General features: G+C 59.7%; 11 protein-coding genes. All 11 read left to right on the top strand.

Annotated elements, in window-relative coordinates; translation table 11 throughout:
- Window positions 1-232: 232 nt before the first annotated feature.
- A complete protein-coding gene (yaaA, locus tag F2P67_RS00905; protein ID WP_166216197.1) occupies window positions 233-1,012 on the top strand; it encodes a peroxide stress protein YaaA in 780 nt (259 codons plus the stop codon).
- Between the two features lie 809 nt (window positions 1,013-1,821).
- Window positions 1,822-3,138 (top strand): nucleotide sugar dehydrogenase, encoded by a 1,317-nt coding sequence (locus F2P67_RS00900; RefSeq protein WP_008087506.1) that lies wholly within the window; start codon window positions 1,822-1,824, stop codon window positions 3,136-3,138.
- 73 nt (window positions 3,139-3,211) lie between these two features.
- Complete coding sequence (gene alg8, locus F2P67_RS00895; protein WP_166216194.1) at window positions 3,212-4,693, top strand: mannuronan synthase; 1,482 nt, start codon at window positions 3,212-3,214, stop codon at window positions 4,691-4,693.
- Window positions 4,694-4,728: 35 nt separating this feature from the next.
- Window positions 4,729-5,898, top strand: coding sequence for an alginate biosynthesis protein Alg44 (locus F2P67_RS00890; protein ID WP_166216191.1), 1,170 nt, complete (start codon window positions 4,729-4,731; stop codon window positions 5,896-5,898).
- A 9-nt stretch (window positions 5,899-5,907) separates the two neighbouring features.
- The gene (algK, locus tag F2P67_RS00885) at window positions 5,908-7,314 is read left to right on the top strand and encodes an alginate biosynthesis TPR repeat lipoprotein AlgK (RefSeq protein WP_166216188.1); all 1,407 of its coding nucleotides are present in this window, start codon (window positions 5,908-5,910) and stop codon (window positions 7,312-7,314) included.
- On the top strand, window positions 7,311-8,792 hold the full coding sequence (locus tag F2P67_RS00880; protein WP_166216185.1) for an alginate export family protein: 1,482 nt from the start codon (window positions 7,311-7,313) through the stop codon (window positions 8,790-8,792). Before algK ends, F2P67_RS00880 begins: the two co-directional genes overlap by 4 nt.
- Before the next feature lie 26 nt (window positions 8,793-8,818).
- Window positions 8,819-10,405, top strand: a complete 1,587-nt coding sequence (gene algG, locus F2P67_RS00875) for a mannuronan 5-epimerase AlgG (protein WP_166216183.1) — start codon at window positions 8,819-8,821, stop codon at window positions 10,403-10,405.
- Between the two features lie 10 nt (window positions 10,406-10,415).
- Window positions 10,416-11,876: an alginate O-acetyltransferase gene (locus F2P67_RS00870; protein ID WP_166216180.1), complete on the top strand. Its 1,461-nt coding sequence runs from the start codon at window positions 10,416-10,418 to the stop codon at window positions 11,874-11,876.
- Window positions 11,877-11,884: 8 nt separating this feature from the next.
- On the top strand, window positions 11,885-13,009 hold the full coding sequence (locus F2P67_RS00865; protein ID WP_166216178.1) for a mannuronate-specific alginate lyase: 1,125 nt from the start codon (window positions 11,885-11,887) through the stop codon (window positions 13,007-13,009).
- A 198-nt stretch (window positions 13,010-13,207) separates the two neighbouring features.
- Window positions 13,208-14,773 carry an MBOAT family O-acyltransferase gene (locus F2P67_RS00860; RefSeq protein WP_166216175.1) on the top strand — a complete coding sequence of 522 codons (1,566 nt, stop codon included), beginning with the start codon at window positions 13,208-13,210 and terminating at the stop codon, window positions 14,771-14,773.
- A gap of 10 nt (window positions 14,774-14,783) precedes the next feature.
- Window positions 14,784-15,959, top strand: a complete 1,176-nt coding sequence (locus tag F2P67_RS00855; protein WP_166216130.1) for an alginate O-acetyltransferase — start codon at window positions 14,784-14,786, stop codon at window positions 15,957-15,959.
- Window positions 15,960-15,961 lie beyond the last annotated feature (2 nt).

Raw genomic sequence — 15,961 nt, 5'->3', positions numbered from 1 at the left:
GGGAGCTGACCGAGTATCGCTTTCGATATCCGCCAATCTGAACTATCGAGTCGCACTCAAATTTTGAAATCAATGAGATCGGCTCCCTCTCCCTCCGGGAGAGGGCTGGGGTGAGGGAAAAATCCACCAGCCGTCGCAAATGCCGAAGCTTACCCATACCTATAACCCCCATAGCTGGAGTCAACCGCCCCAACCCCCTAGAATCGCCCCCACGATTAAAGGAGACGACTTCATGCTGATGGTGATTTCCCCCGCCAAGACCCTCGATTACGAAACACCGCCGGCGACCCAGCGCTTCACCCAGCCGCAATACCTCGACCACTCCCAGGAGCTGATCCAGCAACTGCGCGAACTGACCCCGGCGCAAATCAGCGAGCTGATGCACGTCTCCGACAAGATCGGCGGGCTCAACGCCGCACGGTTTGGCAGCTGGACGCCTGCGTTCACACCGGAGAACGCCAAGCAGGCACTGCTCGCATTCAAGGGTGACGTCTACACCGGTCTCGACGCGCAGTCCTTCAGCGAAGCGAACTTCGATTACGCGCAAAAACACCTGCGCATGCTCTCCGGCCTCTATGGCCTGCTGCGCCCGCTGGACCTGATGCAACCGTATCGTCTGGAGATGGGAACCAAACTGGCCAATGCCCGTGGCAAGGACTTGTATGCCTTCTGGGGCACGCGCATCAGCGAATGGCTGAACGAAGCGCTGGCCGATCAGGGCGACGACGTGCTGCTCAACCTGGCGTCCAACGAATATTTCTCGGCGGTCAAACGCACCTCCCTGAACGCACGGATCATCAACACCGAGTTCAAGGATCAGAAGAACGGCCAGTACAAAATCATCAGCTTCTACGCGAAAAAGGCCCGTGGCCTGATGAGCCGTTTCGTGATCCAGGAAAAAATCAACGATCCAGCCCGGCTCAAACAGTTTGATGTGCAGGGTTATCGCTACAGCGCCGAACAATCGAAACCGGATAATCTGGTGTTTCTGCGCGACCACGCCCCCGAATAAAGCATGCCCATTGCACGACTCTTTCTATAAAGAGTCGTGCAGCTCGCACGATGTCAAAAATCCCTCGCCACATTTCGCCATTTTAATGGCGCCAGAAATTCATCCCTGTCTTTTCTAAGATTAGTTTCACTCGACACTGATCATTTTTTTCAGTAGTGGCACCTAAATTTTTTCGCGGTAGTGGCACAAAACTATCTAACGTGATTGATCGCCTATATATAAAGGGCGAAACGGAAAGTGCTATCAATTTGCGACCAGTGCCATCTTCGACAATATTTCAAGAAATTTCAGATTTCGCGATGAGCGGACAGGAACTATGTCCAAATGCATAGCTCATACCACCGGTAACGATTCTCAGCGAGTTTGTACGAGATAACTTACGCAGCACAGAGAACCATGTAACCAAGTTGTCACAGCAACTTGCCTAGATAGTTCCCGACGCTGAACAATTAACGAAGGACAGGAGATACGCACCATTAATATCCCCTACAAGGCCAAGGCCGCGCCCCTATAAACGTGCTCGCCTGAGCACCAGACCGCTTGATCTACGGGCCTCTCCCCCGACATCGAGCGCACAAGACGATTGCACTAGAGTCTTCCGAACAGAAGATCGGCTGCATAACAGGGCACGTCATAACTACAAGGCCTAGTTGCGCACATCTTGAGTGCACTTATTTAGACACTCGGAACTTTTTATGCCTGCACACGGTATTGCGGCGCCTGTAAGCCGCACTTTCGAGTGCACTAGTGACCGCTGAACACCATTAACTCCGGCCTTCTAAGGCCTGATATATACAGAGGTAATTGCGATGCGCATCAGCATATTTGGTTTGGGTTACGTTGGCGCAGTGTGTGCCGGTTGCCTGTCTGCACGGGGCCATGACGTGGTTGGCGTCGATGTTGCCAAAGACAAGATCGACATGATCAACGCTGGCAAATCCCCCATTGTCGAACCGGGCCTGGGCGAACTTCTGCAACAGGGTATCCAGACCGGTCGTCTGCGTGGCACGACCAACTTCGCCGAGGCGATTCGCGACACCGACCTGTCGATGATCTGCGTCGGTACGCCGAGCAAGAAGAACGGCGACCTGGAACTGAACTACATCGAGGCCGTGTGCCGCGAGATCGGTTTTGTTCTGCGTGAGAAAACCACCCGCCACACCATCGTCGTGCGCAGCACCGTATTGCCGGGCACCGTTGCCAACGTGGTGATCCCGATCCTCGAAGACTGCTCGGGCAAGAAGGCCGGCGTCGACTTCGGTGTTGCGGTCAACCCTGAGTTCCTGCGTGAATCCACCGCCATCGCCGACTACGATCTGCCACCGATGACCGTCATCGGCGAGTTCGACAAGGCTTCGGGCGACGTTCTGCAATCGCTGTACGAAGAACTCGACGCGCCGATCATCCGCAAGGACATCGCCGTCGCCGAGATGATCAAGTACACCTGCAACGTCTGGCACGCGACCAAAGTGACCTTCGCCAACGAGATCGGCAACATCGCCAAAGCGGTCGGCGTCGATGGCCGTGAAGTGATGGAAGTGGTCTGCCAGGACAAGACCCTCAACCTGTCCCAGTACTACATGCGCCCGGGCTTTGCTTTCGGCGGCTCTTGCCTGCCAAAAGACGTACGTGCCCTGACCTACCGCGCCGGTTCCCTGGACGTCGAAGCGCCGCTGCTCAACTCGCTGATGCGCAGCAACGAATCGCAAGTGCAGAACGCTTTCGACATCGTTGAAAGCCACGACAAACGCAAAGTCGCCCTGCTCGGTCTGAGCTTCAAGGCCGGCACCGACGACCTGCGCGAAAGCCCGCTGGTAGAACTGGCCGAGATGCTGATCGGCAAGGGTTACGACCTGAGCATCTACGACAGCAACGTCGAGTACGCCCGGGTTCACGGCGCGAACAAGGACTACATCGAGTCGAAGATCCCCCACGTGTCGTCCCTGCTCAACGCGGACTTCGATTCGGTGATCGACAACTCCGACGTGATCATCCTCGGCAACCGCGACGAGAAATTCCGTGCGCTGGCCCAGCAAGCACCGCATGGCAAACAGGTCATCGACCTGGTCGGTTTCATGGCTAAAGCCACCGATGCCGGCACTCGCACCGAAGGGATCTGCTGGTAACCCGACAGCAAGCCTCGAGCTTCAAGCCGCTGATGAAGCGGCTTGAAGTTTCCATCACCTTCGGATGACGGTCATGTCCAAGCTCAAACATTTTTTTCTGCAATCCGCCGGCTGGCTTTTGTTTCTGAGCCTGCTGATGGGCCTGGCCCTGATGCTGCCCACGTCCACGTTCGACTCCGAGTCGAAGGACTTCATTTTCCTGATTGGCGCCGTGGGTATCTGGCGCTACTCGATGGGCGCCACGCACTTTGTGCGCGGCATGATTTTCCTCTACATCGTCTACCCGCACCTGCGCCGCAAGGTTCGCAAGCTGGGTAAAGCGGCGGACCCGTCGCATGTGTTTCTGATGGTCACCAGTTTTCGCATCGACGCGTTGACCACCGCGCAGGTCTACAGCTCGGTGATCCGCGAAGCCATCGACTGCGAACTGCCGACCACCGTGGTCTGCTCCATCGTCGAAATGTCCGATGAGCTGCTGGTCAAGGCGCTGTGGGCGCGGATGAATCCACCAGAACGCGTGAAGCTCGACTTCGTGCGCATTCCCGGTACCGGCAAGCGCGACGGCCTGGCTTATGGCTTCCGTGCGATCTCCCGCCACCTGCCGGACGACCGCGCCGTGGTCGCTGTGATCGATGGCGACACCGTGCTCGGCGAAGGCACCGTGCGCAAGACCGTGCCGTGGTTCCAGCTGTTCGGCAACGTCGGCGGCCTGACCACCAACGAGTTCTGCGAAGTGCGCGGCGGCTACATCATGAGCGAATGGCACAAGCTGCGTTTCGCCCAGCGCCACATCAACATGTGCTCGATGGCCCTGTCCAAGCGCGTGCTGACCATGACCGGGCGCATGTCGGTGTTCCGCGCCACCGTGGTCACCAACCCGGAATTCATCGCCGACGTCGAAAGCGACTCGCTGCAACACTGGCGTCTGGGGCGTTTCAAATTTTTGACCGGCGACGACAAGTCGAGCTGGTTCAGCCTGATGCGCCTGGGTTACGACACCTTCTACGTGCCTGACGCGGCGATCAACACCGTTGAACACCCGCCGGAAAAGAGCTTCATCAAGGCCAGCCGCAAACTGATGTTCCGCTGGTACGGCAATAACCTGCGGCAGAACTCGCGAGCGCTGGGCCTGGGTGTGAAACGCCTCGGCGCCTTCACCTCGGTGGTGCTGTTCGATCAGCGTGTATCGATGTGGACGTCGCTGCTCGGCCTGACCGTGGCGATCATCGCCAGCTTCAAATACGGCACCGCGTTCATCCTCGTTTACCTGCTGTGGATCGGTATCACTCGCCTGATTCTGACCCTGCTGTTGTCGTGCTCCGGTCACCGCATCGGCCCGGCTTACCCAGCGATTCTCTATTACAACCAGATCGTCGGCGCGCTGGTGAAGATCTACGTGTTCTTCCGCCTCGACCAACAATCCTGGACCCGCCAACCCACTTCCCTGACCCGTGATCTCGCCAGCTTTCAACGTTGGTTCAACACCTGGTCGTCTCGGACCATGACCTTCTCCGCCGGCAGCATTTTTGTCGCCGTGCTGCTGATGATGGTCTGACCCGCCCCTATTGAATTAACAAGGAAATCGCCCCTATGAATACCGCCGTCAACGTCAACGTAGTGCATGAATCCGAAGCCCAGCGCCAGCACGCCCGCGTGAAAATTCCGGCCAAACTACGCTTCTTCGGTCCCGACCGGACACCGGTTGAAGCGCGGGTCATCGACCTGTCCGCCGGCGGTCTGGCGTTCAACGCCGGGCAACTGCCGCTGACCGTCGGCGAGGTGTACAAGGCGCGTCTGCAATTCGTCATCGACAACCTCGGCCTGGCCATGGACGTAGAACTGCAAGTGCGCTCCTACGACCGCCCGACCGGCCGCGTCGGTTGCCAGTTCCAGAACCTTGAGCAGCAAGACATTTCCACCCTGCGCCACCTGATCACTTCTCACCTGGCCGGCGACATCGTCAGCATCGGCGAAGTGCTGGCGACGCTGCAGCGCGACAACTTTACCAAGGCACGCAAGGTCAAGGACGGCGGGTCCGGCATGACCCCGTTCGGCCGTTTGAAAGCCGTGACGTTCAGCGCCGGTATTTTCGCGGTCGGCCTGGTCGCAGCGGGCTTCATTTTCAAATCGGTGTACAGCATGTACTTCGTCAGCCATGCCCAGGCCGGTCTGGTCAGCGTGCCGGGGATGAACATCACCATGCCGCGTGACGGCACCGTGCAGAGCCTGATCAAGTCCGACGGCGTGGCGGCCAAAGGCGCGCCACTGGCGACCTTCAGCACCAGCATGCTCGACGTGCTCAAGGGCCATCTGGAAGAAGATCAACTGTCCCCGGCCAAGGTTGAAGAACTGTTCGGCAAGCAAATGACCGGCACCCTGACCTCGCCGTGCGATTGCACCGTGGCCCAGCAACTGGTGGCTGACGGTCAGTACGCGAGCAAGGGCGATGTGATCTTCCAACTGGTGCCACGCAACACCTTGGCCAACGTTGATGCGCGCTTCTCGTATCGCCAGTTCGGCGACGTGCGTCCGGGTACTCCGGTGAGCTTCCAGATCGCCGGCGAAGACAAGACCCGCACCGGCAAGATCGTCAGCAGCACCAGCCTGAAAAGCGAAGACCTGTCCTCCGACATCCGCGTGCAGATCAAGCCTGACGAGCCGCTCGACAGCAGCTTCGCCGGCCGCCCGGTGGAAGTGAACAGCGACCGTGGCCCGAACCTGAACTGGCTGATCGACAAAGCCATGGCTGCCGGTCTTTAAGTCGAGGACATGCCTGTGACGAGCCCTATCAGAATCCTGCCGGTTCCGCTGACTCTGGCCATGGCAATCGCCCTGGCCGGTTGCGCCGGCCTGCCCGATCAACGCCTGGCCAACGAAGCGCTCAAGCGTGGCGATACCGCTACCGCCGCGCAGAATTATCAGCAACTTGCCGATCTGGGTTACAGCGAAGCGCAAGTCGGTCTCGCCGATATCCAGGTCGACAGCCGCGACCCCGAGCAAATGAAACAGGCCGAAGCGACTTATCGCGCCGCCGCCAGTGTTTCGCCGCGTGCCCAGGCGCGCCTTGGTCGCCTGCTGGTGGCCAAGCCCGGTTCAACCGAGGCCGAGCACCACGAAGCCGAAAGCCTGCTGAAAAAAGCCGCCGCCAATGGCGAAGGCAACACGTTGATCCCGCTGGCGATGCTGTACCTGCAATACCCGCACAGCTTCCCGAACATCAACGCCCAGCAGCAGATCGATCAGTGGCGTAAATCCGGTTACCCGGAAGCGGGTCTGGCGCAGGTGCTGCTGTATCGCACTCAGGGCACGTACGACCAGCATCTGGATGACGTGGAAAAAATCTGCAAAGCCGCGCTCAACACCACCGACATCTGCTACGTCGAACTGGCCACGGTCTATCAGAAACGTGCCCAGCCGGAGCAACAGGCCGAGCTGATCAAGCAGATGCAGGCTGGCTACAGCCGTGGCGCTGTCACCGCGCAGCGCGTCGATTCCGTCGCCCGAGTGCTGGCCGATTCGACCCTGGGCAAGACCGACGAGAAAACCGCGCAGTCGCTGCTGGAGCCGATCGCACCGGGCTATCCGGCCTCGTGGGTGACCCTCGCGCAATTGCTTTATGACTATCCCGAACTGGGCGATGTCGACCAGATGATGAAGTACCTGGACAACGGCCGCGCCGCCGATCAGCCGCGCGCCGAGCTGTTGCTGGGCAAGCTCTACTACGAAGGCAAACTGGTTCCGGCCGACGCCAAAGTCGCCGAAGCACATTTCCAGAAAGCCGTTGGCCGCGAAGTCGCTGCTGACTACTACCTCGGCCAGATCTACCGTCGTGGCTACCTCGGCAAGGTCTATCCGCAGAAGGCTCTCGACCATCTGCTGACCGCTGCACGCAATGGCCAGAACAGTGCCGATTTCGCCATCGCCCAACTGTTTTCCCAAGGCAAGGGCACCAAACCCGATCCACTCAACGCCTACGTGTTCAGCCAACTGGCCAAGGCGCAAAACACTCCGCAAGCCGATGAGCTGGCGACCACCCTCGCGGCGCAATTGCCTCCCGAGCGTCTGGCCGAAGCCCAGCGTCTGCTGCAACAGGAGCAAGCCAGCCGTGGCGCTCTGAACCAGAACACGCTGCAACTGCACGCCCTGCAAGAAGAAGACGGCGAGGAAAAATTATGAAGTTGAACCCATTCGTGAAGGCCGGCATTGGCCTCACTTTCGCGCTGATCTGGTCTTGCCCGACACTGGCCGCGATGACTGAAACCAAGAACTTCGGCCTCGAAGTCAAAGTCACCGGCCAGTCCGAAGACGACCGTGACCTCGGCACCGCCAAGGGCGGCGACGTCAATGGTGTCGGCCTCGACCTGCGTCCATGGATCTACGGCGAAAGCGGCGCGTGGAGCGCCTACGCCATGGGCCAGGCCGTGACCTCGACCGACATCATCGAAACCGACACCCTGCAACAATCCGACGGTGCGCAAACCACCGACAGCGGTGATCGCGAAACCAAGAAAAACTACCTGGCGATGCGCGAATTCTGGGTCGGCTACAGCGGCTTCACGCCTTACCCGGGCGAGATTCTCAAGTTCGGTCGCCAACGCCTGCGCAATGATGACGGCCAGTGGCGCGACACCAACATCGAAGCGCTGAACTGGACCTTCGACACCACCCTGTTGCGCGCCAACGCCGGTGTTGCCGAACGCTTCAGCGAATACCGTACCGACCTGAAAGAGCTGGCGCCGAAAGACAAGGATCGTCTGCACGCCTACGCCGATGCCGCCTACCAGTGGACGCCGGGGCAATGGGTCGGGATTCGCGGTCACCACACCCACGATGACGGCAAACTCGATTACGCCGAACCGGGCGTCCCCCGCGACTCGCTGGATAAAACCCAGAACGGCGACATCAGCTGGCTCGGCCTGACCGCCGACAGCGACGCCTACAACTGGCGCAACACCAACACCGTCAACTACTGGGGCAGCATCACCGGTATGAGCGGCGACCGCGATACGGTCAACGCCTTGAACGCCGATGGCACGCGCCCGGCGCAAGCCAAGCGCAGCGAAGACGTCAACGGCTGGGCCACCGACATCGGTGTGCGCCTGCGCCTCGATCCGCAATGGCAAGTCGGCGGTGCGTATGCCCGCGCCAGCGCCGATTACGAGCAGAACGGTCTGGAGAGCAACCGCTCCAACTACACCGGTACTCGCTCACGCGTTCACCGTTTCGGCGAAGCGTTCCGTGGCGAAATGAACAACATGCAGACCGCGACCCTGTTCGGTTCCTGGATGGTCAACGACGAGTACGACGCCAGCCTGATCTACCACAAGTTCTGGCGTGTCGACGGCAACAAGCCGGTGGGCAGCAACGGCATCAACGCCGTGGAAAACAACACCGATGACGCCACTGGCGCGATCCTCTCAAGCACCTCGCTACCGCTTGAAGACGGCAACAAGGATCTGGGTCAGGAGATGGACCTGGTCGTCACCAAGTACTTCAAGCAAGGCCTGTTGCCGGCGGCGTTGAGCCAGTCGATCGACGAGCCTTCGGCCCTCGTACGTTTCCGTGGCGGTGTGTTCAAGCCGGGCGACGCCTACGGCAAGCAGGTTGATTCGTACATGCACCGCGCGTTCATCGACGTGATCTGGCGCTTCTGATGCAAACCGCCAAGGGAGTGCCCGACATGATCAGCACCAGGATAGGCTCACTCAGCCTGCTGGCCGGCGCAATGCTGCTGGCCAGCGCTGGCGCCTTCGCCAGCGTGGAACCGGTCGCCCCGCAACCGGGCAAACCGGCGACCGTGGCCAAAGAACTGCAACAGGCCAAGACCTACACCGTCAGCAGCGCGCCGACCGAGGCGCTGGAACTGGCCAAGCCGAAACTGCCTGACCTTTCCGGCTTCACCGCCGAAGCCGCCGCCGCAAAGATCGTCCGCAGCAAACCGGGCAAGATCAGCGTGCGCCGGATGATGCAGGAAGACGCGCTGAAGGACTTCATCGGCGGCGACAACAAGATGGCCGAATGGGTGGTGCGTCAGCACGGCATACCACAGGCGATCTTCGTCGACGACGGCTACATGAACCTCAAGGATCTGGCGCAGAAACTGCCCAAGCAGTATTTCAGCGAGACCTCGCCGGGCGTTTATCTGTCGAAATTGCCGATCGTGGTTGGCCGTAAAGGCATCCTCGAAATCGACGGCCAGACCCAGGAGTTGCGCCTGTCCCAGGAGGCCGGTTCGTTCCTGGTCAACGACGGTCAGTTGTTCGTGCGTGATACCAAAATCACTGGCTGGCGCGAGAAGGAAAATGGCCCGGCGACCTTCCGTTCGCCAAAGGAATTTCGTCCGTTCCTGCTGGCCTGGGGCGGCACCGAGACCTACATCGTCAACAGCAAGATGGCCAGTTTCGGTTACGCCAACAGTAAGTCGTACGGCGTGAGTATTTCCCAGTACACGCCGAACATGGCCAAGGTGCTCAAGCGTCCTGAGCCGACAGGCTGGATCGTCGGTTCCGAGTTCTCGGACATGTGGTACGGCTTCTACTGCTACGAGACCCGCGACTTCGTGGTCAAGGGCAACACCTACAAAGACAACATCGTCTACGGCATCGACCCGCATGACCGTTCCCACGGTCTGATCATTGCCGAGAACACTGTGCACGGCACGAAGAAGAAGCACGGGATCATCATTTCCCGTGAAGTGAACGACAGCTTCATCTTCAACAACAAAAGCTACGACAACCACCTCTCGGGGCTGGTGATCGACCGTAACAGCGTCAACAACATCATTGCCTACAACGAGATCTACAAGAACCACACCGACGGCATCACCCTCTACGAGTCCGCCGACAACCTGCTGTGGGGCAACAAGGTCATCAGCAACAAGCGCCACGGCATCCGCATTCGTAACAGCGTGAACATCCGCCTCTACGAAAACGTCGCCATGGCCAACGGTTTGACCGGCGTCTACGGCCACATCAAGGACCTGACCGACACCGACCGTGACATCAAGCTCGACCCGTTCGATGCGCAGGTGTCGCTGATCGTCGTCGGCGGTGAATTGGCGGCCAATGGCAGCGGCCCGCTGTCGATCGATTCGCCGTTGAGCGTCGAGCTGTATCGCGTGTCGATGCTGGCGCCGACCAAATCCAGTGGCATCAGCTTCAACGGCATCCTCGGCGAGCGCCAGGATGAAATTCTCGACCTGTTGGTGCGCCAGCAGAAAGCCGTGCTGATCGACCCTGTCGAACGCCAGACCGAAATGCAGGACTGAGGATAATTTTATGCACCCACACTTGATCAGATTACTCAGCCTGTCGGCCCTGACCGTGGGCATTCTCGCGGCCAGCAACGGCGCCCGCGCCGATGAAGCGGCGGGGGCCACGCCGCCGAAGTTCAGCGCCGAACCGTGCTGCAACCTGTGCCCGGCTGCCCATGACGCGAAGAACTACACCACGCGTTATCAGCAGAACTTCACCACCCTGGTGCAGGCGCAAGGCGACTGGCTGTTCCGGACTCAGGAAGATTTGCGCACCGAGTTCAACACCACCCCGGCCGGTTACAAACGCCTGCAACAGCTGCACGATGCGTTCAAGGCCAAAGGCGTCGAACTGGTGATCGTCTACCAGCCAACCCGTGGCCTGGTGAACCGCAACAAGCTCAATCCGGCGGAAAAAGCCGCGTTCGATTACGAGAAAGCGCTGGGCAACTACAAGACCATGCTCGGCCGTTTCGCCAAGATGGGTTACGTGGTGCCAGACCTGTCGCCGCTGACCAACGAATCGCTGCCGGACACCCTGCCCGCCCACGATTTCTACTTCCGCGGTGACCAGCACTGGACGCCATACGGTGCGCAGCGCACGGCGAAAATCGTCGCCGAGAAGGTCAAGCAGATCCCGGCCTTCGCCGACATTCCCAAGCGTGAGTTCGAAACCAAACGCTCGGGGCGCATGGGCAAGACCGGCACCCTGCACAACATGGCCGGGCAACTGTGCGGCACCAGTTACGCGATCCAGTACATGGACCAGTTCACCACCGAGCCGAAAGGCGAAGCCGGTGATGGCGACCTGTTCGGCGATTCCGGCAACCCGCAAATCACCCTCGTCGGTACTTCCCACAGCGGCAAGAACTACAACTTCGCCGGGTTCCTTGAAGAAGCCATCGGCGCCGACATCCTCAACGTCGCCTTCCCCGGCGGCGGTCTGGAAGGTTCGATGTTGCAGTACCTGGGCAGCGACGAATTCCAGAAGACGCCACCGAAGATTCTCATCTGGGAATTCTCGCCGCTGTACCGCCTCGACCAGGAGACCATCTATCGCCAGATGATGTCCCTGCTCGACAACGGCTGCGAAGGCAAAGACGCACAAATGTCCGCCAGTACCACGCTCAAGCCGGGCAGCAAACAAGAACTGCTGGTCAACAGCAAGAACCTGAACCTGCAGAACAGCAGCCATCAGGTCGACATCCGCTTCGCCGATACCTCGGTGAAAACCCTGCAAGCCACCCTCTGGTACATGAACGGTCGCCACGAGGACATCAAGATCGAGAAACCGGAAACCTCCGACACCGACGGTCGTTTCGCCTTTGAGTTGCGCACGGACGAAGACTGGGCCTCGCAAAACCTGCTGGCGGTCGAAGTCCAGGGCCCGGAAGCGGGCACCGCACCACAGAAAGTCGAAGCGAAAATCTGCAAACGCAACGTATTCCCGGGCGCTGGGCCACAAACCGCTCAGGTCGGGCAATGAGGTCTGCTATGCGAAATCCGAAACTGAAAACTCTCTTGGCGCCGACGCTGCTCGGGCTGGCGATCTTCGCCGGCACCGCGCAGGCCGCCGCGCCGCTGCGTCCCCCTCAGGGCTACTTTGCGCCTGTGGATAAATTCAAGACCGGTGACAAGAGCGAGGGCTGCGATGCGATGCCGGCGCCCTACACCGGGCCGCTGCAATTTCGCAGCAAATACGAAGGCTCGGACAAGGCCCGCGCGACGCTGAACGTGCAGTCGGAAAAAGCCTTTCGCGACACCACCAAAGACATCACCACGCTGGAACGCGGCACCGCCAAACGGGTGATGCAATTCATGCGCGACGGTCGTCCGGAACAACTGGATTGCACGCTGAACTGGTTGACCGCGTGGGCCAAGGCCGATGCGTTGATGTCGAAAGACTTCAACCACACCGGCAAGTCGATGCGCAAATGGGCGCTGGGCAGCATGGCCTCTTCGTACATTCGCCTGAAATTTTCCGACTCGCATCCGCTGGCGCAGCATCAACAGGAAGCTCAGTTGATCGAAGCGTGGTTCAGCAAAATGGCCGATCAGGTGGTCAGCGACTGGGACAACCTGCCGTTGGAAAAAACCAACAACCACTCGTACTGGGCGGCGTGGTCGGTGATGGCAACGTCGGTCGCAACCAACCGCCGCGACCTGTTTGACTGGGCGGTGAAGGAATACAAGGTCGGGGTCAATCAGGTCGACGCCGACGGCTATCTGCCGAACGAACTCAAGCGCCAGCAACGCGCCCTCGCCTATCACAACTACGCCCTGCCGCCGCTGGCGATGATTGCCAGTTTCGCCCAGGTTAACGGTGTCGATCTGCGTCAGGAAAACAACGGCGCGCTGAAACGCCTGGGTGACCGGGTGCTGGCCGGGGTGAAAGATCCCGAGGACTTCGAGAAGAAGAACGGCAAGGAACAGGACATGACCGATTTGAAAGAGGACATGAAATTCGCTTGGCTCGAACCGTTTTGCACGCTCTACACCTGTTCGCCGGATGTGATCGAGAAGAAGCGCGGCATGCAACCGTTCAAGACCTTCCGCCTCGGCGGCGACCTGACCAAGGTCTACGACCCGACCCATGAAAAGGGCAACAAGGGTTCCTGACACTGACCGCTGATCGTTCCCACGCTCTNNGGACGCTCCGCGTCCCATGCCGAAGCGGACGCAGAGCGTCCATTGAGGCATTCCCACGCAGACGGTTCGACGCCTCGACGTGGGAACGATCGTAGCTCTCCAGTTTTCAGCGGGGGGTTTGGGGGGGCTTTGGCCCTTGACTGTTGGTTCAAACATGGAGAGATCGGGATGGTATTTTCATCCAACGTGTTCCTGTTTCTGTTCTTGCCGATCTTTCTCGGCTTGTACTACCTGAGCGGGCAACGCTATCGCAACCTGCTGCTGCTGATCGCCAGCTACGTGTTCTATGCCTGGTGGCGTGTGGACTTCCTCGCGCTGTTCGCTGCGGTCACGCTGTGGAACTACTGGATCGGCCTCAAGGTCGGTGCTGCCGGCGTGCGCACCAAACCGGCGCAGCGCTGGCTGTTGCTCGGCGTGGCGGTCGACCTGTGCATCCTCGGCTACTTCAAGTACGCCAACTTCGGCGTCGACAGCATCAACGCCATGATGACGTCGGTGGGTCTTGAGCCGTTCATCCTCACCCACGTGCTGCTGCCGATCGGTATCTCGTTCTACATCTTCGAGTCGATCAGCTACATCATCGACGTGTATCGCGGTGACACCCCGGCCACCCGCAACCTGATCGACTTCGCGGCGTTCGTGGCGATCTTCCCGCACTTGATTGCCGGCCCGGTTCTGCGTTTTCGTGACCTTGCCGACCAGTTCAACAACCGCACGCACACCCTCGACAAATTCTCCGAGGGCTGCACGCGGTTCATGCAGGGTTTCATCAAAAAAGTCTTTATCGCCGACACCCTCGCGGTGGTCGCCGACCATTGCTTCGCCCTGCAAAACCCGACCACGGGCGACGCCTGGCTCGGCGCACTGGCGTACACCGCACAGCTGTATTTCGACTTCTCCGGCTACAGCGACATGGCCATTGGTCTGGGCTTGATGATGGGTTTCCGTTTCATGGAAAACTTCAAGCAGCCATACATCAGCCAGTCGATCACCGAGTTCTGGCGCCGCTGGCACATCAGCCTGTCGACCTGGCTGCGTGACTATCTGTACATCACCCTCGGCGGTAACCGTAAAGGCACGCTGATGACCTATCGCAACCTGTTCCTGACCATGCTCCTCGGTGGTCTGTGGCACGGCGCGAACATCACCTACATCGTCTGGGGTGCGTGGCACGGCATGTGGCTGGCGATTGAAAAAGCGCTGGGCCTGAACACTTCGCCGCGCAGCCTCAATCCGATCCGCTGGGCGCTGACTTTCCTGCTCGTGGTCATGGGCTGGGTGATCTTCCGTGCCGAGAACCTGCACGTTGCCGGGCGCATGTACGGCGCGATGTTCAGCTTCAGCGACTGGTCGCTGTCGGAACTCAATCAGGCCAGCCTCACCGGCCTGCAAGTGGCGACGCTGGTGGTGGCGTACGTGACGCTGGCCTTCTTCGGTCTGCGTGATCTCTACACCAACCAGCCGCCGGCCAAGACCAAACCTGCGGTCAACGTCGAGGCCAACGGCCCTGCCACAGCGACCCCGGGCATGATCAAAGCAGCGCCTGGCGAAAACCCGGCGAGCATCCACGAGCCTGGCTACACCGTCGGCGTCGAAGCCCAGGTGCAGCCGGCCTACTGGACGGCGGACTGGTCGCGCTATGTGATGCGCGGCTTGATCCTGCTGCTGTTCATCGCCTCGATTCTCAAACTCTCGGCGCAAAGCTTCTCGCCGTTCCTTTACTTCCAGTTCTGAGGGATCTGACATGACCCGCTCATTACGCATTTTCTACATCGCCCTGTTCCTGGTGACCCTGTTGGTACTCGGTCTGTGGTCGGTTCGCAGCTTCTTCGGCTTCAGCACCAACGCCGATGCGACGGTGCTCAACGGCCGCTGGACCAAGGCTGTGGAAACTCACTACGACGATGAATTTCCGATCAAGCGTCTGGGCACCAATCTCTGGGCCGCGCTGGATTTCAAATTGTTCAACGAAGGTCGTCCGGGCGTGGTGCTCGGTCGCGATCAGTGGCTGTACAGCGATGAGGAATTCAACCCGATCGTCAACGAAGAGCTGAACCTGCAAGGAAACTACGCGCTCGTCGAAGGCGTGCGCCAGACCCTGAAAGAGAAAGGCGTGAAACTGGTGATGGCGATCGTGCCGGCCAAAGTTCGCCTGTACCCGGAACACCTCGGTGATGTGAAACCGGCGAGCATTCACGCCAACCTTTATCAGGATTTCCACCACCGCGTGGCGGCCGACAAGATCCTCGCCCCTGACCTGCTCAAGCCACTGCAACAGGCCAAGCAGAACGGTCAGCAAGTGTTCCTGCGCACCGACACTCACTGGACCCCGGAAGGCGCAGAAATCGCCGCCAACACCCTGGCCAAAACCATCGCCGACAAGTTTCCGCTCAGCGGCGAGCCGCAACGCTTCGTCACCACGCCTGCCGAGAAGGTCACGCACAAAGGCGACCTGCGTCTGTTCCTGCCGCTGGACCCGCTGTTCGAAAACCTGATGCCAGCGCAAGAGCCGCTGCAAAAGCGCAACACCGTCGCGGCCGGCGAGCAGCCTGCCGGTGACGACGCGCTGTTCGCCAGCAATGAAGTGCCGGTGGCACTGGTCGGTACCAGTTACAGCGCCAACCCCAACTGGAATTTCGTCGGTGCGCTGAAACAAGCGCTGCACAGCGACGTGGTGAGCTACGCCGAAGACGGCCACGGCCCGATTCTGCCGATGCTCAGCTACCTGAAAAGCGATGACTTCAAGAACAGCCCGCCGCAGGTGCTGATCTGGGAGTTTCCTGAACGATATCTGCCTGTGAACAACGAAATCGGCGACGCCGACCCGCAGTGGGTCGCAGAGCTTAAACAAGCCGGCGCGCGCCAACAAAACGTAGCTGTAAACACTAAATCCGAGACGCCCGATCGGGCGCAAAACTGAAA

The organism is Pseudomonas atagonensis, from assembly GCF_011369485.1.
GTDB classification, from domain to species: domain Bacteria; phylum Pseudomonadota; class Gammaproteobacteria; order Pseudomonadales; family Pseudomonadaceae; genus Aquipseudomonas; species Aquipseudomonas atagonensis.
This window is presented reverse-complemented; position numbering and strand designations above follow the sequence as displayed.